The 22456-nt window shown below is 30.2% G+C and carries 22 protein-coding genes and 1 tRNA gene; 21 read left to right on the top strand and 2 right to left on the bottom strand.

Going from position 1 to position 22456, the window contains the following annotated elements; genetic code table 11:
* The 6 genes from pyk to tpx all read left to right on the top strand — a co-directional run bounded on the left by pyk (position 1) and on the right by tpx (position 4589).
* The gene (gene pyk, locus DEFDS_RS06810; protein ID WP_013008062.1) at positions 1–1425 is read left to right on the top strand and encodes a pyruvate kinase; all 1425 of its coding nucleotides are present in this window, start codon (positions 1–3) and stop codon (positions 1423–1425) included.
* Between the two features lie 38 nt (positions 1426–1463).
* Positions 1464–2312, top strand: a complete 849-nt coding sequence (locus tag DEFDS_RS06805) for a zinc dependent phospholipase C family protein (RefSeq protein ID WP_013008061.1) — start codon at positions 1464–1466, stop codon at positions 2310–2312.
* A 44-nt stretch (positions 2313–2356) separates the two neighbouring features.
* Complete coding sequence (locus tag DEFDS_RS06800; protein WP_013008060.1) at positions 2357–3178, top strand: sulfite exporter TauE/SafE family protein; 822 nt, start codon at positions 2357–2359, stop codon at positions 3176–3178.
* Positions 3175–3510, top strand: a complete 336-nt coding sequence (locus DEFDS_RS13390; RefSeq protein ID WP_013008059.1) for a DUF1634 domain-containing protein — start codon at positions 3175–3177, stop codon at positions 3508–3510. Before DEFDS_RS06800 ends, DEFDS_RS13390 begins: the two co-directional genes overlap by 4 nt.
* A gap of 8 nt (positions 3511–3518) precedes the next feature.
* The gene (locus tag DEFDS_RS06790; RefSeq protein ID WP_013008058.1) at positions 3519–4010 is read left to right on the top strand and encodes a transcription termination/antitermination protein NusG; all 492 of its coding nucleotides are present in this window, start codon (positions 3519–3521) and stop codon (positions 4008–4010) included.
* A gap of 72 nt (positions 4011–4082) precedes the next feature.
* Positions 4083–4589, top strand: a complete 507-nt coding sequence (gene tpx / locus DEFDS_RS06785) for a thiol peroxidase (RefSeq protein ID WP_013008057.1) — start codon at positions 4083–4085, stop codon at positions 4587–4589.
* Between the two features lie 31 nt (positions 4590–4620).
* On the opposite strand, the gene ldhH is transcribed toward tpx, so the two are convergent.
* Together ldhH and DEFDS_RS06775 are read right to left on the bottom strand one after the other, a co-directional pair.
* On the bottom strand, positions 4621–6747 hold the full coding sequence (gene ldhH, locus DEFDS_RS06780) for an L-lactate dehydrogenase (quinone) large subunit LdhH (protein ID WP_013008056.1): 2127 nt from the start codon (positions 6745–6747) through the stop codon (positions 4621–4623).
* Positions 6748–6756: 9 nt separating this feature from the next.
* Positions 6757–7221 carry an LUD domain-containing protein gene (locus DEFDS_RS06775; RefSeq protein WP_013008055.1) on the bottom strand — a complete coding sequence of 155 codons (465 nt, stop codon included), beginning with the start codon at positions 7219–7221 and terminating at the stop codon, positions 6757–6759.
* Positions 7222–7345: 124 nt separating this feature from the next.
* Here DEFDS_RS06775 and DEFDS_RS06770 point away from each other — a divergent pair, with 124 nt between their 5' ends.
* From DEFDS_RS06770 to DEFDS_RS06705, 15 genes are all read left to right on the top strand, one after another.
* A complete protein-coding gene (locus DEFDS_RS06770) occupies positions 7346–8716 on the top strand; it encodes an FAD-linked oxidase C-terminal domain-containing protein (RefSeq protein WP_013008054.1) in 1371 nt (456 codons plus the stop codon).
* Entirely contained in the window at positions 8716–9951 is a 1236-nt protein-coding gene (locus DEFDS_RS06765; RefSeq protein WP_013008053.1) for a (Fe-S)-binding protein, read from the top strand. Before DEFDS_RS06770 ends, DEFDS_RS06765 begins: the two co-directional genes overlap by 1 nt.
* Positions 9941–10663 (top strand): FadR/GntR family transcriptional regulator, encoded by a 723-nt coding sequence (locus DEFDS_RS06760; protein WP_013008052.1) that lies wholly within the window; start codon positions 9941–9943, stop codon positions 10661–10663. Before DEFDS_RS06765 ends, DEFDS_RS06760 begins: the two co-directional genes overlap by 11 nt.
* Complete coding sequence (locus DEFDS_RS12975; RefSeq protein ID WP_153801477.1) at positions 10660–10818, top strand: hypothetical protein; 159 nt, start codon at positions 10660–10662, stop codon at positions 10816–10818. Before DEFDS_RS06760 ends, DEFDS_RS12975 begins: the two co-directional genes overlap by 4 nt.
* A 17-nt stretch (positions 10819–10835) precedes the next feature.
* Complete coding sequence (locus tag DEFDS_RS06755) at positions 10836–11099, top strand: hypothetical protein (RefSeq protein ID WP_013008051.1); 264 nt, start codon at positions 10836–10838, stop codon at positions 11097–11099.
* 282 nt (positions 11100–11381) lie between these two features.
* Positions 11382–11454, top strand: a tRNA-Arg gene (locus DEFDS_RS06750).
* A 16-nt stretch (positions 11455–11470) separates the two neighbouring features.
* A complete protein-coding gene (locus DEFDS_RS06745; protein ID WP_041223666.1) occupies positions 11471–11689 on the top strand; it encodes a hypothetical protein in 219 nt (72 codons plus the stop codon).
* A 110-nt stretch (positions 11690–11799) separates the two neighbouring features.
* Positions 11800–15168: a chromosome segregation SMC family protein gene (locus DEFDS_RS06740; RefSeq protein WP_013008050.1), complete on the top strand. Its 3369-nt coding sequence runs from the start codon at positions 11800–11802 to the stop codon at positions 15166–15168.
* The gene (locus DEFDS_RS06735; RefSeq protein WP_153801476.1) at positions 15161–15460 is read left to right on the top strand and encodes a hypothetical protein; all 300 of its coding nucleotides are present in this window, start codon (positions 15161–15163) and stop codon (positions 15458–15460) included. The genes DEFDS_RS06740 and DEFDS_RS06735 overlap by 8 nt, the downstream gene beginning before the upstream one ends.
* A 2-nt stretch (positions 15461–15462) precedes the next feature.
* A complete protein-coding gene (gene ftsY, locus DEFDS_RS06730; protein ID WP_013008049.1) occupies positions 15463–16629 on the top strand; it encodes a signal recognition particle-docking protein FtsY in 1167 nt (388 codons plus the stop codon).
* The gene (locus DEFDS_RS06725) at positions 16604–17449 is read left to right on the top strand and encodes a hypothetical protein (protein WP_153801475.1); all 846 of its coding nucleotides are present in this window, start codon (positions 16604–16606) and stop codon (positions 17447–17449) included. The genes ftsY and DEFDS_RS06725 overlap by 26 nt, the downstream gene beginning before the upstream one ends.
* Positions 17436–18458 carry an SPL family radical SAM protein gene (locus tag DEFDS_RS06720; RefSeq protein ID WP_013008047.1) on the top strand — a complete coding sequence of 341 codons (1023 nt, stop codon included), beginning with the start codon at positions 17436–17438 and terminating at the stop codon, positions 18456–18458. Before DEFDS_RS06725 ends, DEFDS_RS06720 begins: the two co-directional genes overlap by 14 nt.
* On the top strand, positions 18455–19321 hold the full coding sequence (locus DEFDS_RS06715) for an ROK family protein (protein ID WP_013008046.1): 867 nt from the start codon (positions 18455–18457) through the stop codon (positions 19319–19321). The genes DEFDS_RS06720 and DEFDS_RS06715 overlap by 4 nt, the downstream gene beginning before the upstream one ends.
* The gene (locus DEFDS_RS06710; protein WP_013008045.1) at positions 19302–20327 is read left to right on the top strand and encodes a FecR family protein; all 1026 of its coding nucleotides are present in this window, start codon (positions 19302–19304) and stop codon (positions 20325–20327) included. The genes DEFDS_RS06715 and DEFDS_RS06710 overlap by 20 nt, the downstream gene beginning before the upstream one ends.
* 2 nt (positions 20328–20329) lie before the next feature.
* Positions 20330–22420 carry a CHASE2 domain-containing protein gene (locus DEFDS_RS06705; RefSeq protein ID WP_013008044.1) on the top strand — a complete coding sequence of 697 codons (2091 nt, stop codon included), beginning with the start codon at positions 20330–20332 and terminating at the stop codon, positions 22418–22420.
* Positions 22421–22456 lie beyond the last annotated feature (36 nt).

Genomic DNA, 22456 nt, shown 5'->3' with positions numbered 1-22456 from the left:
ATGTTTAGAAAAACTAAAATAGTTGTTACTTTAGGTCCTTCCACTGAATCTGAAGAGAAGATATCTAAATTAATTGATATGGGGGTTGATGTTTTTAGGTTTAATTTTTCGCATGGATCTCATGAATATCATAATATGCTTTATGAGAGGGTGAGGAGATTATCTGCTGAAAAAGGTAGGTATGTAGCTACATTGCTTGATTTATCTGGCCCAAAAATAAGAATTGGCGTGATAAAACAACCTTTCCCTGTAGCAATAGGGGATAAGCTTGTTTTTAAGTTTGGTGATTTTGTTGGGGACAAAGATGGTATCCCTATTAATATAAAAGAAATATTTGATGCAGTTAAGGTAGGTAACAATGTTTATTTAGCAGATGGGACTATTAAGTTGAGAGTACTGGAAACAAACAAAGATAGTTTTGTTGTAAAGGTATTGACGCCAGGTATTGTTTCTTCAAAAAAAGGTGTAAATTTGCCGGATTCAAAATTAAATATATCTTCGATAACTGATAAAGATATTGAAGATATTAGGTTTGGGATAGAAAAAGGGTTTGATTTTATTGCATTATCCTTTGTTAAAAGTAGAGATGATGTATTAAAAGCAAAAGATATTATTCATGAATATGGTGGTGATATCCCTGTATTTGCAAAAATAGAGAAGTTTGATGCTGTGGAAAATATCGATGAAATTGTTGAAATTAGTGATGGTATCATGGTTGCTCGTGGTGATCTTGGGATAGAGATTGATATGGAAAAAGTTCCGGTTGTGCAAAAAATGATTATCAATAAAGCTAATGAAGCAGCAAAACCAGTAATTACTGCCACCCAAATGCTTACAACTATGGTGAAGCATTCAAGACCTACAAGAGCAGAAGTTTCTGATATAGCAAATGCTGTGTTGGATGGTACAGATGCAGTAATGTTGTCTGATGAAACTACCGTAGGGGAATATCCATTAGAAGCGGTCAATGTGATGGTAAAAACTATAATTGAGGCTGAGAAAATTTATAATTTCAACAGATTTTATAGCTATCACGAAAAAGGGAAAATTAGTAGTGCGCTTGCTGAAACTGCAGTTAGACTTTCATCAGAGTTGATAGCTGATGGGATAGTAGTTTTTACAAAAAGTGGGTCAAGTGCCAGAAGGGTTTCAAGGTCTAAACCAAAAGCTCCAATTTTTGCTGTAGCTACCGAAGATAAAGTGCTAAGAAGACTTGCTGTTTCATGGGGTGTAATACCTTATTCAAAAACTAAAGATACGACGGATTCAGATGAGCTTTTAAAAGAGTTTTTAATTAAGTCTAAAGATGATTTTGGAACTGAAAATGTATATATTGCTACAATAGGGCATCCAGCGGGGGTTCCTGGTTCAACAAATGTGATTAGAACTATTAGAAAGCAGGATTATGAGTTTTTCTTAAAATAACTCATTGATTTTTATGAATATGATTTAAATTATTAAATATGATTGTATTAGTTTTTGCTTTAATTTTTTCTATTATCCCTTCTGTTGTTTTTGCTTGGGGGTTTGAAACGCATGTTACTATCGGTTTAAAAATTTTGGACAATGTATCTTTTTCACTAATTAAGGATTATCCTGTACATTTTTTATTAGGGAATATTTTTCCAGATTTTTTTAATTTATTTAAGGATATTTCACCTTTAAAAAAACAATTAAAAACGCATAGTTGGGAAACTGTATCAAAACTTTTTAAAAGTGCCAAATACCCGTATGAAAAATCATTTGCTTATGGATATGCAGCTCATTTATCTGCAGATATTGTAGCACATAACTATTTTGTCCCTCACAGTATGCTTCTTGTGAGTAAAAATAAACTTTTTTCGCATTTTTTAGTAGAGTATGCTGAAGAATCTTATAATGATAAAAAGATTTATTATACACTGAGATACTTGCTTGATCACGCATTGGAAAATGGAAAATTATTTATAGAAACTTTTAAAATTGATGAAAAATATTTTACTAGACAAATAAGAATGTTAAAAAGTGGGATTACTTATCAAAAAGTTTTTAAATTTGCCAAAATTGCAAATAAGATAAAGAAAACAAAAGTAAAAGATTTTAAAGAACGATGTGATTATTTTGGTGAGCAATCTTATCTGATGGCAAAACATTCTGTGGAAAGAGGCTTCTTTGATTTTGTTAAATATGATCCAAGCGGCAAGAAGCGTATGGATGTGGCTAAAATAAATAGGGATATATTGATGAAAGATATAGGTAAAAAGAGGATGAAGCTGCACGATAAAGAAAATATGTTTATTGATACACATAAACCAGATTTTAATAAATATTAGATTTTTCGTTTGATTTGGATAGGTAATTAGTATATTTTGATTTTATGTATTTTTTGCTTTTGTTATTAAGTGGATTTTTGGTAGGTTTGTTAAGCTCTTTTCTTGGTATTGGCGGTGGTTCAATAATTGTTCCTGTATTAACTCTTGTTTTTAAAGTTCCAATTCATGTGGCAATCGCCACAAGTCTTATTTCTGTAATTTTTGCAAGTAGTAATGCTTCGGCTGAATACATAAAAAAAGGGCTTACTAATATAAAAATTGGGCTATTTCTTGAAACTGTTACTACATTTTTTGCAGTTTTAGGTGGGCTCTTATCTGTAAGTATAAATGAAAAATATCTTTTTATAATGTTTGGTGTTGTATTGCTTATTACAGCTTATTTTTATATAAAAAATATTGTTGGTAAAAACTCGGATTTAATGAGTAGTAATAAAAATTCCAAAAGCTTTTTTTCCGGAAATTATTACGACGAAAATTTAAATAAAAAGATAACTTATACACCTCAAAGGTTAATTTCTACAACTGTAGTATCTTCAACAGCTGGATTGCTATCTGGTATGTTGGGGATTGGTGGAGGTGTCTTTAAAGTTCCCGCTATGAATCTTATTTCTAAAATCCCTATAAAAGTTTCCACAACAACCAGTAATTTTATGATGTCCATAACTGCTGCAGCAGCTTCTTTAGTTTATTTAAAAACAAATTTAATAAATCCTCTAATAGCTGGTTTTGTTGTCAGTGGAGTGTTTTTTGGTTCTAATATTGGAGTAAAATTTTTTCCAAAACTTAAAGATGAAAAGATTAAGTTTTTGTTTACAGCTTTCCTTATATTAATTGCTATACAGATGCTTTATAGAGGGGTTAGATGATAAATACGCAAAAGATGGTCTCTAACATTTATAAAATTGGGGTGAGGTTATCTATATTATTAATTATTTTAGGATTGATTTCATATAGCTTTTCTAATCATGGCAATTTTGATTATTATAACAACTTCTTGAGTATTAAAGAGGTTTTAGTATTAATTTTTAACTTAAACTTTTATGCTTTTTTGTATTTAGGTATATACTTAATCATCATTACACCCCTAATTGCTGTTGTTTTTTTGTTGGTTGACTCTTTGAAAAAAGGGAATTATAAGTTGGCGCTATTGTGTTTTCTGATTTTTTTTGTTTTAGGGTTGTATTTGTATTTTAGTTAGGGGTTGTAATGAAATATTATTGGAGATGTGTATATTGTAAGCCGAGAGAGGCTAAAGTTGCGAAGTTTTATCTTGAAAAGGGTGGGTTTGAAACATTTTACCCTTTAATTAAGGAGAAAAAAAGGGTTGCAGGAAAGATAAAGGAAATTCATAAAGAGTTGTTCCCAAATTATCTGTTTGTGCGTTTTTCTGTAGAAGATTATCGTACAGTAAAATATACAAAAGGGGTATCAAGAGTTGTTTTAGGAGACAATGGTGAGCCTGCAGTTGTTGATGATGAGATTATTGAAGCTATAAAAGGTAGGATGCAGGATGGTTTTGTAGTTTTAGAAGAAAAAGGATTTAAAAAAGGGGAAAAGGTTTTAATTAAAGATGGCCCTTTTAAAGGATTTGAGGCTGTGTTCTTAAAAGAGATAAAACCAAGGGATAGGGTTTTAATATTGTTGAAAACAATTACAGGGGAACTAAAGCTTGAAATAGATTATGATAAACTAAAATAACTATTTTCATATTTGATTGTTTTCCGTTTTTATTATGTTAAAATTAATATAAAACTATTTGGAGGTTTTAAGATGGAAAGAACTGGCTTAATAACTATGAAAGGTAATCCAATCACTTTGGTTGGTAATGAAGTGAAAGTAGGAGATAAGGCTCCAGATTTTACTGTTTTAGATATTACACTTTCCACTAAACGTTTATCAGATTATAAAGGTAAGCTTAAAATTATAAGTGTTACCCCTTCTCTGGATACTCCTGTTTGTGATATGCAAATGCGCACATTTAATGAAAAGGCTTCAAAATACAAGGATGCAGTTGTATTGAATATTAGCATGGATTTGCCTTTTGCGATTAAAAGGTTTTGTACAACAGCTGGAATAGAAAATGTGGAAGGGTTATCAGATTACAAAGATGCTGATTTTGGTCAAAAATATGGCTTACTTATTAAAGAGCTAAGGTTGCTTGCTAGGGCAGTACTTGTAATAGATAAGGATGACAATATAATCTATTATGAACTGGTAAAAGAAGTAACTGATCATCCAGATTATGATAAGCTTTTTGCTTTTTTAGATAATTTATAAAAAAAGAGAGAAGGTGATATACATTCTCTCTTTAGCTTTTTTCTATTTTTACATATTGCTGTATAAATTCGCTAAGGTGTAAGACTCTTATATTTAAATTTTGTTTTTTGATACCACCTTCAATTTGCATAATACATCCTGGGCAATCAGTAACCACGATTTCTGCTTTTGTATCTTTAATATTATCTATTTTATCTTGTAATATCTTGCTTGAAATTTCTGGATAATCAAAGGAGAATGAACCACCAAAACCGCAGCATTTATCAGAATCTTTTAATGGGATAAAATAATCTGTTAGGATATCTTTTAAGAATTGTTCTGTAGAAAAACATAACCCCCTTTTTTGATGACAAGGGGTATGATAAGTGACCTTGTATTTTGCAGTATAAACAAGTTTTAAATTGTTTTCGTGCAAAAACTGTGAAAGTGATTTTACTTTTTCACCTATTTTTATACTTTTTTCAAAATCTTTAGGTGATGTTTTGGTATATTTAGGAAATTCATCCTTAATAGCCATACCACAGCTTGGGCACAGGGTAATAATATCTTCGTGAATATTATCATCAAAATAGGCAAGATTTTTAATTATTGTTTTTTGTCCGTTTATACCATCGCCAGCATGTATTGCAGGAAGACCGCAACATACCATCTTTTCTGGAACTTTTATTTTAATACCAGCTCTATCCAGAAGTTTAATCAAAGATAAACCTATTTCAGGATAAAAATATTCGATTGCACATCCAGAATAAAATATTGCAGATTTTTTATATTTTTTATTCGATACCTTTTTAAAATACTCATTATAAAGTTGTGAAAAACTTTTCTTTGCTATGGAAGGAAGCACTCTAAAATTTTTTTCTTTAGGTGTGAATGGGATTTTTTCGATTTTGTTATTTTTGACAATAGGTTTTTGAAGATATTTCCCCATAAAAGTTACAGTTTTAAAAATTTCTGGATTTGGCATTATTTTTGAGTAAACAAGATTTTTAGGAAAACCGATTCCATATTTAGGTGAAATAGTAGCATTAATATCAGAGATTAAACTTTGAAGATCTATACCAGCAGGGCAGTTTTCAGAGCAAGTTCTACACCCTATACACAGTTTTAAAATTTCATTTGCTTTCTTTTCATCTCCATAAAAGGATGTCAAAATAAGCCCTATTGCCCCTACATAGGTATCACCAAAGACATGACCACCAACTTTTTCATAAACGGGGCATACATTTGCACAGCTTCCACATCTGATGCACTTTAATGCTTCTTTTAAATTTTCATTTTTAAAAATAGAGAGTCTACCGTTGTCCAGAAATACAAAGTGTACTTCTTTGTTTTTATTACTATCAATTGGATAGCTACCAGAAATCCAGGTTACATAAGTGCTGATAATTTGCCCTGTAGCACTTTTTGGTAACGCTCTAATAATTTGAAGAGCATCTTTAAAAGTTTTAACAAGCTTTTCATAACCAAGAACGACAATATGTACATCTGGGATTGTAGTTGTAAGTCTTGCATTACCTTCGTTGGTAACAATACCTATTGTAGCAGTTTCAGCGATAGCTACATTTGCACCAGTTATTCCCACTTTAGCTTTAAAGTAATAATCTCTAAGCTCTTTTCTTGCTATTTTAACCATATCTTCTATGTTATCTGGATCAATTTTATTCCCTGTAACCTTTTCAAAAAGCTTTGCCACCTGTTTTCTGCTTTTATGTATTGCTGGCATGACCATGTGGCTTGGTGTTTCATGAGCAAGCTGTAAAATCCATTCTCCAAGATCAGTTTCTATTGGGGTTATTCCATTTTTTTCTAAAAATTCATTTAATTTTATTTCTTCAGAAGTCATGCTTTTAGATTTTACAACATATTGTGAGTTGTGTTTTTTACAAATTTCTAAAATGTATTTGTTAGCTTCATTAGCATTAGTAGCTTCGAAAACATGACAACCTTTATTTATAGCAGTTTCTTTAAATTTATGATAAAGTTTGATAATATCATCATAATCAAAGTTTTTTAAGTCATTAATTTTTGCTCTTATTTTTTCAAAATTTAGCCCAGTAAATGCATTTTCCTTTGAAATTTTGTAGTTTTCGGCAAAAATCTTAAGGTTTTCCGATAATATTTTATCGTTTATTTTTTCTCTTATTAATTGTTTTAACATAGGTAGCTCCTATTTGTCTTCAATGATAAATATATTTGTTTCGCAAGGGCCGTGAACACCGATTGTGAGAACTCTTTCTATATCAGCTGTTCTACTTGCTCCAGTGATAAATGCTACGTATCCATCATTTTCCGTTTTTTCTTTTAGAAATGATGAGATATCTTCCAATTTTTTTAGAATTTTTGATTTAAAAAGGATAATATCCAATTTTTCAGCCAAACATGTAGCTTTTCTAAGTAAAATATCTTTAGAATCTATAACCACTGTTCCTGTTTCAGCAATCCCATAATCAGCTTCCACTATTGCAGAACTGATCCCTTCTTTGCCTATATCAATAACCTTTTCTAATTTAAAGGAAGGGAGAAAGATAAATTCATAGTCGTTATTATCCAAATATTTTTTCATACTATCAAAATCTAAAACTTCATTTTTGTTCCCAACCAGTTCAGATTGCTTAATAAAATCATTTAGCATAATAACCTCCAAAATGGTAAGACCATGTTATTTTCTGCTTTTTAAAATGTCAATATTTTTCTGTTGACAGCTTGTAGAGTTTAGTTGATAATTGGTAATACCAATTAGTTAATAGAGGTGTTTTATGAAAACAGTTTTTAAAGAGTTGAAAAGGAAACTTGGAGAAGAGAATGTTTTGACAAATGAGGCTGATAGGGCGCTTTTTAGTTATGATGCAGCCTTTGGTGAGAAGATTTTGCCAGATGTTGTTGTGTTTCCAAAAACAAAAGATGAGCTTGGCTATGTTATCAGGTTAATGAATGAAAATAATATTCCTGTTGTTACAAGGGGAGCAGGGACAAATCTTAGTGGAGGCACTGTTCCTGTTGCAGGTGGGTGTGTGATTGTTATGACGAAAATGAATAAAATATTAGAGATAAATGAAAACGATTTATATGCTGTTGTGGAAGCAGGAGTTGTTACAAAGCAACTTGCTGATGAAGTGGAAAAGAGAGGGCTTTTTTATCCACCTGATCCTGGTAGTATGAATATTTCTACGATTGGTGGAAATATAGCTGAAAATGCTGGTGGATTGAGGGGGCTAAAGTATGGTGTTACAAAAGATTATGTTATGGGGGTAAGACTGTTTGATATAGAGGGAAACGATGTTAAAGGTGGAGGGAAAACTGTTAAACTTGTTACTGGCTTTAATATTCCAGGATTAATGGTTGGCTCTGAAGGGTTGTTGGGTATTATCTATGAAGTTGTTTTAAAATTGGTACCAAAGCCTAAAGCTGCTAAATCGCTACTTGTAGAGTATGACTCGATTTTAGATGCTTGTAATACGGTATCAGAAATTATTGCTTCTAAAATACTCCCGTCTACTCTTGAACTGCTCGATAATTTTACTATTAGAGCTGTTGAAGATTCTGAAAAGATTGATTTACCAATAAATGCTGATGCGCTGCTACTAATAGAGGTAGATGGGCATCCTGCTGTTGTTGAAGATGACTACTTGTTAGTTAAAAAAATCTGTGAAAAAAATAATGGTAGAGTTAAGGTTGCTGCAAATAGTGCTGAAAGGGACAAACTATGGACTGCAAGAAGAAAGGCTTTAAGCTGCCTTGCAAGGCTAAAACCCACTTTGATTTTAGAAGATGCAACTGTGCCGAGAAGCAAAATACCAGAAATGATGAAGGCGATTCAGGATATTTCTAAGAAATATGACATCACAATTGGTACTTTTGGCCATGCAGGTGATGGAAATTTGCATCCAACAATTTTAACAGATAAAAGGGATAAAGAAGAGTTTCAAAGAGTTGAAAAAGCAATTGATGAAATTTTTGAAAAAGCGATTTTGCTTGAGGGGACTTTGAGTGGTGAGCATGGAGTTGGTTTATTAAAAGCTAAATACATGGAGATGGAAGTAGGGAAGGGGACTTTAAATTTTATGCAAAAACTAAAAAATGGTGTAGATCCAAACAATATGCTTAATCCACATAAAATGGGGTTATGATGAAAAAGATAATTGAAGAGTTAAAACAGATAGAAGATTTAATTATTAAATGTATGAAATGTGGTACATGTCAGGCTTATTGTCCACTTTATCAGAAAGATTTTTTTGAAGGATCTGTAGCAAGAGGGAAGATAACACTGCTTGAGTCAATTTATGAAGGGAAAATTGAGGATGTGGATAACATTTTGAAATATCTTGATTACTGTATTTTGTGTGGTAGGTGTGAAACTAATTGTCCAAGTGGTGTTAAAACAACTGAGATTTTTTTGAAGGGGAAATCAACACTAAGAAAAGTTTCAGACTTACCTGTTTATCAAAAACTTCTACTAAAAGTTTTACTTGGTAAGCCAGATCTAATGAGTAGCTTAGCACCACTTTTTCATGTTGGTTTTAAACTAGGGACTAAGAAGGTAAAAGATGATATATATAAACCTATTTTAGAAGGGTTTGGAAATAGATATGTGAAAGGGATAAAAAAGAGATTTTTTACAAAGGAATATGGAGGGGTAAATAAAGCAAATAATGAAAAGATGAAAGTCATTTTTTATCCTGGTTGTGCTATTAACATGATTTATTTTGATTGGGGAGAAAAAATTGTCAAAGTTTTAAATAAGCTTGGTGTAACTGTGATTGTTCCTGAAACTAATTATTGTTGTGGAATACCTGCTGCCACAATGGGTAAGCAGGATATGATGAAAGAGTTGTTAAATAAAAATTATGATTATTTTAAAAGTATAGATGATGTGGACTATGTAATAACGGCTTGTCCTACCTGCAATCACTCTTTAGCTGATATGGGAATAAACTTAGGTTTAAAATTACCAAATGTTGAATTTGTTGATATTTTAATTTTTTTATCAAGAGTATTAAAAGTAAAGGTTGAAAATATAATTAGCGATAAAGTTACAGTTCATATCCCTTGTCATTACAATAGGGATCAGGTAAATGATATATTCTCTTTTACGTCAAAACTATCTTCAAATTTTACCCCTCTTGAAAATCAAAATTGCTGTGGTTTTGGTGGAACCTTTAATTTGAAGCATTATGATAAATCAACAGTATTTTCAAAAGATAAAGGGGAAGAAGTAAAAAAGAAAGATATCAAGATAATGTTTACACCTTGTCCAGGTTGTGCTATGAATTTGACTGATGGTGTGATGCATGTGGGTGCTGAATGCTCTGTGATGCATCCAATAGAAAAGATATATGAGGTTATAGAAAAGTATGTTTCGTAAAATAAAACCAAAAAGGATTAGTGATGAGGTTTTTGAGCAGATTAAAGAGTTAATTATCGAAGGGAAATTAAAGCCTGGGGATAAATTGCCTCCAGAAAGAGAGCTAGCTACTCAGATGGGGGTGAGTAGGCCTACATTAAGAGAGGCGATAAATAAATTAGAAGCAAAAGGGTTGCTTGAGCAAAGGCAAGGTGGTGGGACATTTGTTAAATCGCTTGGTGATGAGATAGTTGATAATGCTTTTGAAGAATATGCTGCGAATAAAAAGGATGCAATTTTAGATATAATGGAAGTGAGAAAAATTTTGGAAACATGGGCAGCCTATACTGCTGCAGAACGAATTACAGAAAAAGAGATTAATCAGCTTGAGCAGTATTTAGCTGAGATGGAAGATGCATTAAAAGGTGGGCAGATAGGTTATGATTCAGATGCTGATTTTCATTCTACAATAAGTTATGCAACAAAAAATATTTTTTTAATCCATATAATGAACACTATATATCAATGGATAGAAAAGATTTCTTATGAGGTGAGAAAAAGGTTATATAACGATTATTATAAACACGATCTGTTATACAAACAGCACAAAGCTATTTTTACTGCAATAAAAAATAGAGACCCATTAGAGGCATATAATGCTATGCTTAATCATATGAATTATGTAATGGATTCATTAAAAGCTATAGTTGATGAGGATAGTAAGAAAGTATGAGTTTTATTGATTTTTTAAAAAAGTCTGTGAGATATCTTGTTTTGGTATTGGCTTTTATTTTCCCTGTACCAAGATTGGTGAGATTAGCTATTGTGTTTTATCTTTTTTTAGCTAAGGTGTTTAGTAGTTTTATTGATTATATTTATAAAAGATGAACATTTGGAGTGTTTGAATGTTAAAAAAATATGTTTTTACTATTTTATTTGTTGTAATTCTATTTGGTTGCACACAAAATCAAAAGAAGAAGATTAAAGATTTTCAAGCTGAAACTATTGGTATCAAAAGGGTGATAACGTTATATGCTGATAATGGACAGATTATTAGAAGATGGGAAGGTAGATTTAATATAGAGAGAAAGGGTAGCAGTTTGTATTTTATTGATGATGATGGAAAATCTGTAATTATAAATGGTACATATATTGTTGAAGAAAAATAATAAATATGTATCTTTAAATGATGATGAGGCCGTTGCACAATAGAACTTTTTTTTATATCACTATAGTTTTGAGATTGCTTCCCCCGCTATTTAACTTCAAAAATTTAAAATTATATATGCGAATACTATACACACCAAAAGTTTTAATTTTAAAATTTACTACTAAATGGCGGGGTCGCAATGACCAAAAAACGCAGTCATTGCGAGCGTTAGCGAAGCAATCTAAGGTGCTTAAGCAATTATTATTGTGCAACACTCTCGATGATAATTATACACTATTTAGGGCGGTTAGCTCAACAGGATAGAGCGCAGGTCTCCGGAACCTGGTGTGGGAGTTCGAGTCTCCCACCGCCCGTTAGGTGAGGTTGATTATGATCTATATAGCAATGTTTATTATATTTGTGGCCGGTTTTTTCCTTTTTTGTTTTATTAATGGTTGTAATATTGGAGTTAGGAAATACTATTGTGAAAAATGCGAAGGGAATACCTATCACAAAGAGCTTTATTGCTCATATGAAAAGGATACTGACAGAAGAAAATTGACTGTAGAATGTACAAAATGTAAAACAAAACATGAAATTTATTTATAACAGTTAACTGTTATTCTTAATTTTGATTTGAGTACTAAAGATAATTAAGTTATGGAAAATTTTTAACTTTTCGTGTATAAGTCTATGTTATTTTCATGTAAGAGGGAAAAGTGAAATTTAGAAAACTTATATTACAAGGATTTAAATCTTTTGTAGATAAAACTGTCATTGAATTTCCTGATGGCATTACGTGTATAGTTGGACCTAATGGGAGTGGAAAAAGTAATATTCTTGATGCTATCAGATGGGTCTTTGGAGAGCAGAGCCCTAAAGAGCTCCGTGGCGATAGTATGGATGATGTGATTTTTGCAGGAAGTGAAAACAGAAAACCATCCGGCTATTGCGAAGTAACCTTAGTAGTTTCTGATGTTGCTGAACATATTGCAGAAAAATGGGGAACTCTATCAGAAATTTCAATTACGAGAAAGTATTACAGGACTGGGGAAAGGGAGTATTTGATAAATGGTAAAAAATGTAGATTAAAAGATATAAGAGAACTTTTTTATGATACTGGAATAGGTGCTAGAAGCATATCCATAATAGAGCAAGGTAAAGTTGAAAAGATAATTCAAGCTTCTCCAGAAGAAATGAGGCTATTTTTTGATGAAATTGCCGGTATCACAAAGTTTAAAGAGAGAAAAAAGGAAGCTCTAAGTAAGCTTTCATCAACAAAAGAGAATTTGCAGAGATTAGCTGACATCATTGGTGAAGTTGAAAAAAACAGAAATATACTTGAAAACCAAGTAAATAAATTGAAAAAATACCGTGAAATTAAATCTGAGCTGGAAAAACTTGACCAAGAATATTACTCAAATTTGTACAAAAAACTTAAAGATGATTACTCTGTTTTGATAAATTGCATAAATGAGTTGAAATTGAAACATAGCTCATTGCAAACAGATTTAAACGATAAAGAGAAAGAGTATAATAGCATTAAAAACAAATTATCTGAAAAAAGAGGTGATTTAAAGAAATATTCTGATCAGTTAATTGAAATAAATAATAAAATTTTCGGTGTTGAAAATGAAATTAAACTTTTACAAAACAATATTGATGGTGCTGGCAGAAGGAAAGAGTCTTTAAAACATGAAATTTCTGAATTAGAGAGTAAAATTAAAGAGTTGAATACGAGAAGAGATGAGTTAATAAGTGCAATTAAAGATATTGATAATAGTAAAAAAGAGATAGATTATCATCTAAAGGAAAAAGAGGAAATACTAAACGAGTATGAAATAAAAATTGAAGATTTAAAAGATGAAGTATCTACTTTAGATGAAAAATACCTTGGTTTAGCTGATAAACTTGCAGAAAAAAGAAATTTACTGATTAGATATGAAACAGAATTAGAAAATTACCAGAAATCTATAAAAGCTAAAGATACAGAAAAAAGTAACTTTGAATCCGAATTAAATACAAAAAAGCAATTTGTCGAAAATCAAAAGAGTGATTTAGAAAGATTGTATGAGGATATCAATATTGTAAAAGACGAGTATGAAAAGCTTAATAAAGCAATTGCTAAATTAGCAGAAGATATAAAAGAAAATGAAAAGAAACTAAGTGATAAAAAATTATTAAAAGAAAGTTACGAAAAAGAGATTAAACTGATATTAAATCAAATAGATAATTATACATTTGGTGAAAATAATTCCGTAGACTTTTTAAAAGAATTTCAGCAAGGGCTGCTTATTGATTTTATAAAGGGGATTGATGAAGAGCTTTTGTTGGAATTTTCCGATGTTATTGTTTTTGATGACGTTAAAAAAGAAGAAATCTTAGAATTTCTTTCTAAAAAAGATATTAGTATAAAGTTCACTTTTAAGTCGAATATTGAAAATATTGAAAAATGGCTAATTGCATCTAATTATGAAAAGTTAAATGAAAATATTTTTAATTTCAATCATATATACAGAAAGTTTTCAAAAAAGGACTATAGAGTTGTTTTAAAAGAATTAAGGGAAAAAGTTGAGTCTTTAGAAAAAGAGATAGCTGTTTTAGATAAGGAAATTACAGAAATAGAGGTTAAAAATAAAAAATTGAAAGAAGAGTTTATTAAAACAGAAAGTGAAAAAGATAAGTTATTTAATCATTTTAATGAGTTGAAAATTTCTTATGAGAAAAAGAAAAGTGAAATCGAATCTGAAAAAGATTTTATTGAAAGGTTATCAAAGAATATTGCTTTGATAATAAAGGAAAAAGAGGTTTTAGTTGCTTCGGTAAAAAAGGCGGAAGAGGAGATTTCTAAACTTAAAAATGATATAGAACTTATTGCAAATCAATTGAAAGAGATTGATGATCAAAAAGATGATATTGAGGAAGAGTTAAGTTTTTATGAAGAGAAATATGATCAAGAAAAGGATGAATTTACTGAGTTGATGATTGAAAATAAAAGGCTTGAAGAATCATTAAACGCAAAGAAAAGGGAGCAAATATATGTTGAGAAAGATTTAAACAGTTTGATTACTCAACTTAAGCACAAGCAGGAAAGATTAACAAAGCTATTAACAGTTGATGTTACTAATTGGAAAAATGCGTTGGTTGAAAAATCTGAAATTTTAAAGCAGTTGCAGAAGAAGAAACTAGAGTTGATTGACTTAAAAGAGGCTACAGAGAAAGAGATTTTAGAATATGAGGAAGAACTAAACAGGTTGGAAGATAAAATAAAGAGTTTACGTTTTGAATTTGAAGATTGTGAAAAGCAAATTTACAACAATGAAATAAAACTTGCTGGTATAAGAGCAAAATTTGATAATATTAGAGAAAAATATTTTGAAACATTTCATGAGCATATTGATGAAAATTATATGCGTTACATAAATGAATCTTTTTCTCAGAAAAGAAATAGGGATATGTACAATAAATATTTAGAAGAAATAGAGGGTTTAGGACCATTAAATATGGCTGCTGAAGAGGAATACAACTCGCTTACTGAAAGATACCATTTTTTAACTGAACAGAGAGCAGACCTGGAAAAATCTATCGAGAGTATTCAAAAGTTAATAAATGAAATAGATGAAGATACAGTGAACAGATTTAAAGCTACCTTCGAAGTGGTATCTAAAAACTTTAATGATGTCTTTAAACTATTATTTGGTAATGGTAAGTCTGAGCTGAAATTAACCCAACCAGATAATATACTTGAAACTGGGGTGGAAATATTTGTTCAGCCACCAGGTAAGAAATTAACTAATATGAATTTACTATCTGGTGGTGAAAAAGCAATGACTGCATGTACTCTTATTTTTGCCATGTTTTTATACAAACCTACACCTTTTTGTTTTTTAGATGAGGTGGATGCTCCTTTAGATGATGCAAATATTGACAGGTTCCTAAAGATTGTTAAAAAACTTTCACAGGATACTCAATTTGTTATTATAACTCACAATCAAAAAACTATGTCTGGTGCTGATTCTCTTTATGGAATTACTATGCAGGAGCCAGGAATTTCTAAGGTCTTATCAGTAAAACTTGAAAATGTTTAGAAATATAAATTCTAATTATAAGTTTTTGATAATTGATGAAATTGGTGAGCTTGTTTATGCTAATAAATTAGATAAAGATGAAGAGTATGACTATCTAATGATAGCAAATCATCTTTATAATGCTGTAAAAGGGTTGAAATGTTTTGGAGAAGGCATATTTGAATTTGACTTTATAAAAGTTTTATTTGTAAATTTAGGTGATTATTTTTTTGCTTTTTTTTATATGCATATTTATGACAGATACGAATATGAAAAACTTAAAAAAATTATAAAAAATATTATAGAGGAGTAAGTATGGGGTTTTTTGATATTTTTAAGAGAAAAAAAAGTGATGAAAAGGTTTCAAATGAAGAATCTGTAATTGATGAGAGTCAGCTTGAGGAAAATGAGCAAGTAACTGAGTTGGAAGAAAAGGATGAAGAGGAAGTTAAAGAAGAAAGTAGTGAAAATGTAACAATAGAAGATGAGAAAAAAACTGATGCGGAATTTGAAAGTGAAGTAGAAGAATTAGTAGCAAAGGGAGATAATTCAAAGGAAAAAAAGGCTGGGTTTTTAAAAAGATTAAGAAATGGTTTATCAAAAACATCAAATAAACTTGTTGGTGGTATAGAAACTATATTTTTAGGGAAAAAGGAAATTGATGAGGAGTTGCTTGAAGAACTTGAAGAGCTTTTTGTTACTTCAGATATAGGTATAAATACAACATTAAAAATTATTGATGCAGTAAGAGATGAGGTTTCTAGGAAAGTATTGAAAAATCCAGAAGATTTAAAGAATTCTATAAAAAATAAAATCTTTGAAATTCTAAATATTGATAATTCCTTAAAGCAGGTGGATGAAAAACCTTATGTGATTTTGGTTGTGGGTGTAAATGGTGTAGGAAAAACTACAACTATAGCAAAGATTGCTAAGATGTTTAAAGACAACGGCTTAAAAACTATGCTTGCTGCAGGAGATACATTTAGGGCGGCTGCTATTGATCAATTGCAGGTTTGGGCTGATAGAGTGGATGTCCCCATTGTTAAACAGCAGGAAGGTAGCGACCCTGCAGCAGTAATTTATGATGCTGTAGTGTCTGCCAAAGCTAAAGGGTACGATGTTTTGATAGCTGATACTGCTGGTAGATTACATACGAAATATAACCTTATGAATGAGTTGAAGAAAATAGTTAGGGTAGTTAAGAAGGAGATGCCAAATGCTCCTCATGAAATTTTGTTGGTGTTGGATGCTACAAGTGGGCAGAATGCAATAAATCAGGCAAAAATATTTAATGAGGCAGTGGGAGTAACAGGTATTGTTTTAACAAAGCTTGATGGGACTGCAAAAGGTGGCGTAATTGTTGGTATTGTAGATGAATTAAAAATACCGGTAAAATTTATTGGTTTTGGTGAAGGGATGGATGATTTAAAACCTTTTGATGCTAAAACTTTTGTAGATGCATTATTTGAGAAGAATGACTAGTATGATATTTGAAAAAGATTTTAATAGCTCTATTGATAAAGAGACTTTAAACTGGTTTTATAAAAGGAGTTTTAAAAATATTTATCCGCCAATAATAGCCAAATTTAATGATAATTATTTTCAGTTAAATAATTTTAGCTATTCAGGTAGTGGTGTTTTTCTAATAGAATTTGAAGGTTTGAAAGATTTAATAAATTTTCAAACTACCTTAACGGATGACATCAGTTTAGTAGAATTATCAAACTTGCTAAGTGTGATTGATAAATTTGATTTAGATTACAAAGGGGTAAAGATTTTTGAACAAAAAAATATAAAAGGGAGAAAAAACTTTGAAATTTTAAAAAAGATTAAAGAGTTGCCTGAAAATTTTAAAGATTACATAGTTGAGAAAAACATAACTCTCAAACAGTTGGGTGTATTTTTTAACCTAAAAGATAACCATAAAAAGATTGTTTATGACTTTTTGAATAAGAAAAATAAGCCAAGTGTTGGGGATTTTAGAAATTTACTTAATTTGCTTTATGATTATGCTAGGTTGATTGATATTGATTTTTATGATGAGAATTATCTGAATAAAATTATTAGAGAAAAAAATATTTATTATTTTGATGTAATGGATGATTTATTTAATTTGAATAAAATATTTAAAGCTAAAAATATCAGGTTTGATAGTATTTCTAATTTTGAAAATTGCATTTTAAACGTGACTTTTGGAATAGGCTCATCAGATGATTTTTATGAAAAGATAAATTTTATGAGTAAAAATGGAGATAAAGTGAAAAATTTTTATGAAAAGTTGAAAAAATATGATTTATGTTGAAAAAGATTCTCTTAACTCATTACCTGTTAAAACGTTAGAGAAAAAAGGTATAAATTTTGAAATGATTGATGATATATCGATAGTTGAAGATTCTAAAAGAAATATTGTTATAACTAGCAATCTAAACAAGTTTGTGCATCCTTGTCCTGCGACAAAAAATTATAGGTGTTGTAACTATCAAGTTGTGGATGCAATTGAAGGATGCCCTTTTGATTGCAAGTATTGTATTTTGCAAGTTTATTTAAATCATGAGTATATAAAAATTTATTCTAAAACAGATTTGATCAAAAGGGAGATTATTGAGCTAAATAAAAGAGGTAGATACAGACTTGGTACAGGTGAGCTATCTGATAGCCTTGCACTTGATAATATTTTTGAATTTTCAAAATTTTATGCAGATATTGTTAATAATCTTGAAAACATCCAATTCGAGTTTAAAACAAAATCAAAAAATATTCAAAATTTACTAAATATAAATCCCAAAAATATTGTAGTATCATGGAGTTTAAATCCAGAATTTATTGCAGAAAAAGAGGAACTCTACGCTGCTCCAATTAAGGATAGGATTGAGGCAGCAAAAAAATGCTCAGAATACGGTTACAAAGTATCATTCCATTTTGACCCATTAATCTATTATGATGATTTTGAAGAGGGTTATTCGTCTGTTATTGATGAGTTGTTTGAAAATATAGATGAAAATAGTGTTGAATTTATTAGTATTTCTACATTTAGGTTTATTCCTGAGTTATATGATATTGTAAGGGAAAGATTTTCTCAAACAATGCTATTTGAAAATAGATTTATTAAAGCTGGAGATGGTAAACTTAGATATTTTAAAGCTTTGAGGCTTTATATGTTGCGTTTTGTTGTCAATAAAATCAGAAGTTATTGGAAAAATGTGTTTATTTACTTTTGTATGGAGCAGGACGATATCTGGGAAAAGCTGTTTAAATTTGATCCAGGTGAAAGAGAGGTTTTTGAAAAAAACTTTCCTTGGTATAAGATATGAATGTTTATGTTTTTGATATAGGTGGGACAAATATTAAGTATGCCTACTTTAATAATGAAACGATAGAATTTAAAGATACTGTTAAAACGCCAAGTAGTTATGATGAATTATTGAGTTTGATAAAGCATAAAATTCAAAAGCCTTACGACAAAGTGGTAATTGGCCTACCAGCTATCTTAGATTATGAGAAAAATTGCCCAATTTATGCTCCAAATTTAACTTATTTGACAAACAAAAATGTTGTCAGCCATTTGAATATAAAAAATGTTTATTTGGAAAATGATGCCAATTTAGCAGCCTTTGGAGAATATAAAAAATGCCATCATGATGTAAAAAATATGTTAATGGTTACTTTGGGAACAGGTGTGGGTGGTGGTTTAATATTAAATGGTAGAATTGTAAAATCAAAGTATTCTTTAGCTGAAATTGGTCATATTGTAGTAGTTGATAATGGTTGGAAATGTTCTTGTGGTAATAGAGGCTGTTTAGAAGCTTATTGCGGTAAAAATGGTATAATGAATATTTATAAATCTTTATCAAATAATAAAGAAGAGATTGATTCTGTTAATAGGATATATCAGTTGGCAATTCAAAAAAAGTTAATAGCAAAATTGACTTTTAAACAGTTTGCGCATTATTTGGCCATTGGTGTGGCTTCATTTGTAAACTCTATATATGTGGAAAAGGTAGTTTTGGGTGGTGGCGTTTCACATTATTCTGATATGTTTTTTAAAGATTTTATTAAATTTTTTAATGAAAAATTGTATCCTCCATACAAAAAAGATGTTATAATACATTTATCAAGATTAAAAAATGATGCTGCTCTGTATGGAGGTTACTTTTATGCGAAGGATATTTTATAGTTTTTTAATTTTGGTTTTGTCTATAAATATTGCTAGTGCAGAACTTAAAGTTTATTTTGGCAAAGTAATCAAATTATCAGGTACTCCTCTTATAAACGGCAAAAAAGCTAGATTAAGAAAAAAGGTTTTTGTAGGTGATAAAATTGTAACAGATGCATCATCTTCTATTTCAATAAGGTTAAAAAATAAAACTGTTTTTGTAATATCTCCTGATAGTGAAGTGATTTTAACAAAAACAGATAAAAATAATAAAAAAACAGAGATTGAACTTAAAAAGGGTAGTTTAAGATCTTTGGTGACAAAATTAAAACCAGGAAATAGTTATAATGTTGTTTCATCAGGTGCAGTTGCTGGTGTGAAAGGTACAGAATTTATAGCTTATTCAAATGAAAATGCTCTTTGCGTATTTACAGAAGAAGGTGTTGTGGCTGTTTCCACTGATAATGGCTCTGTGGAAACCAAAAAGAAAGAGATGAGTCAGGCTTCAAGAGATCTTGCTCCACTAAATCCGGTAAATTTTGACCAAGATGAAACTTTAAAGGATATGTTTCATACACTACTTTCCATCACAGATTTTGAAATCCCTGATGAGTTAGAGAAAAGTAAAAGGTTGCCTGATATTATTGCAAGATGGAATATTAATTATTCAAAATATTTAGCTGATGCAAAAAGGTATGAAGAGGCTTTGAAATCATTAGATTATGCTGTTTTATTTGCTAAATCTAAAGAATTTAAATCGGAGGCTATTTATAGGAAATCTATTTTGAAATCAAAACATATGAATGATATAAATGGTGCAAAGATTTTATTAAACCAAATAATTGACCAATATCCAGGTACAACATATTATGAATATGCTCTTTTTCAGCTAGGTTTTATTGCATATGAGCAAAAGGATTATATAAGCTGCAAAGGGTATTTCCAAAAATATAAAGAGCAATTTCCAGAAGGTCGTTTTATATCGACTGTTGATGTGATTCTTAACTTAATACCAGAACAAAGCTAATAATGAAAAAGCTTTTTTATTTTGTTATCTCTTTTATTGTAATTATATTAACAATCTATTTATACAGAAACCAGTACGATTTTATTAAAACAGTCGATACTAAAATCCAAGATGTAAAATTTAGATTGAGGGTGGAAAAAGAGCCATCAAAAGATGTCGTTTTGGTGGCAATTGATGGAAAAAGTATTGATAAGTTTGGTAGATGGCCTTGGGATAGAAAATTAATTGCAAAACTTATTAATAAGTTAAATGATTACCATGCTAAAACCATAGCTTTAGATATCGTTTTTTCAGAGCCGAGCAATCCTGACTCTGATTTAGCATTATCAAAGGCAATTTATAGAGAACAGAATGTTATATTGGGTTACTTTTTTAGAGATACAATAAGTCAGGAAGAGGTAGAATTGGCAAATGAGAGGCTACCTGATTATTCGATAGAAAATGTAAAACTACTGGAAGAGGTAGATAAATTACCTATAGCTTCCTTTAAAAGTGCTGAGACAAATATTGATGAAATATCAGAAGGAGCTTATTCTCAAGGGTTTTTCTCAGTGTTTCCTGATAAGGATGGAATTTTGAGAAAGGTGAATTTGGTAGTTGATTTTAGTGGTTATTTAATGCCTTCTTTAAACCTTGCAGCTCTTTCTCATTTTTTGGATAAAGAGATTTATGTTTATGTTGATAGCCTTGGGATTGAAAGATTAACGCTTGATAATGTGGATATCCCAATAAATTTAGATGGCTCACTCCCAGTAAATTTCTATGGTAAAAAAGGAACAATAAAAACTGTTTCTGCTGCAGATATTATAGAAGATAAAATTAAAGGATCTGATATCTCAAATAAACTTGTTTTTGTGGGGATTACAGAAACTGGGGTTGGTGATTATCAGGCAACACCAATTGATCCATATTTTCCAGGGACTGAAATTCATTGCACTGTTGCTTCAAATGTTTTACAAAACTTTTATTTGGTAGAGAATGAAAAAACATTTTTTATTGATTTAATAAGTATTGTTATTTTAGCATTTCTGATTGCAGTAAGTAGTTTTATTTTTAAAAAAGGTTTATACTCTTTTGTTTCATTTATCATAATTTGCGTATTGTATTTTATCGTTAATTTTAAAATGTTCGATATTTATAATTATCAGTTATCAGTTATTTACCCTTTTATCTCAGCAGTTTTATCGTTCATCTTTATCGAAGTTTATAAAAATATTATTGTTGAGCAAAAAAGTAGATATTTAAAAAAGGCCTTTAGTAGTTATCTTTCTGAAGATCTTGTGGAAGTGATACTACAGGATCCTGATAAACTGAAACTTGGTGGTGAAAAGAAAAGAATTACAGTTCTTTTTTCCGATATAAGAGGATTTACTACTATTTCAGAAGGGCTTGAGCCTGAGACTCTTGTGAGCTTGCTTAACTCTTTTTTGGGTCCATCAACGGATATAATCCTAAAAAATGGAGGAATGCTTGATAAGTATATTGGTGATGCAATAATGGCAGTTTTTAATGCACCGATTGATTTAGAGAATCATGAAGATAAGGCTGTGGAATCAGCAATAGAAATTGTAAAAAACCTGCAAAAACTAAACAAAACATTTAAAGAAAAAGGGTTACCAGAGCTTGATATTGGTATAGGTATTAATAGTGGTGATGCGGTAGTAGGAAATCTAGGGACTGAAAAGAGGTTTGACTATACAGCGATAGGGGATACAGTGAATCTTGCAAGCAGGCTTGAGGGGTTGAACAAATATTATGGGACTAAAATATTAATTTCTGGATACACTAAAAATGGGTTAATTAATAATTTTAAAATTAGACTTGTTGATATCGTAAGAGTAAAAGGTAAAAATGAGCCAGTTGATATATTTGAAGTGATAGTAAATGAAAATTATAATGAAAATTTTATTAAGCTTTTTGAGGATGCTATTAAAAAATATAGAGAACAAGATTTTGAAAGTGCAATAAAATTATTTACTATGTTAGTGGAAAAGTATGGAGATCCCGTATCTCAGGTTTATTTAGAGAGAATCGATAATTATATTAATTCTAAACAACCATTCGATTATGTGACAGTGTTTGATAAAAAATAACCTTAAAATTGAACTAATAAATATAAATCATAAAGT

It is taken from the genome of Deferribacter desulfuricans SSM1 (assembly GCF_000010985.1).
GTDB classification, from domain to species: Bacteria; Chrysiogenota; Deferribacteres; order Deferribacterales; family Deferribacteraceae; genus Deferribacter; species Deferribacter desulfuricans.
The sequence above is the reverse complement of the archived record's forward strand: the minus strand, read 5'-3'. Positions and strand labels throughout refer to the sequence as shown.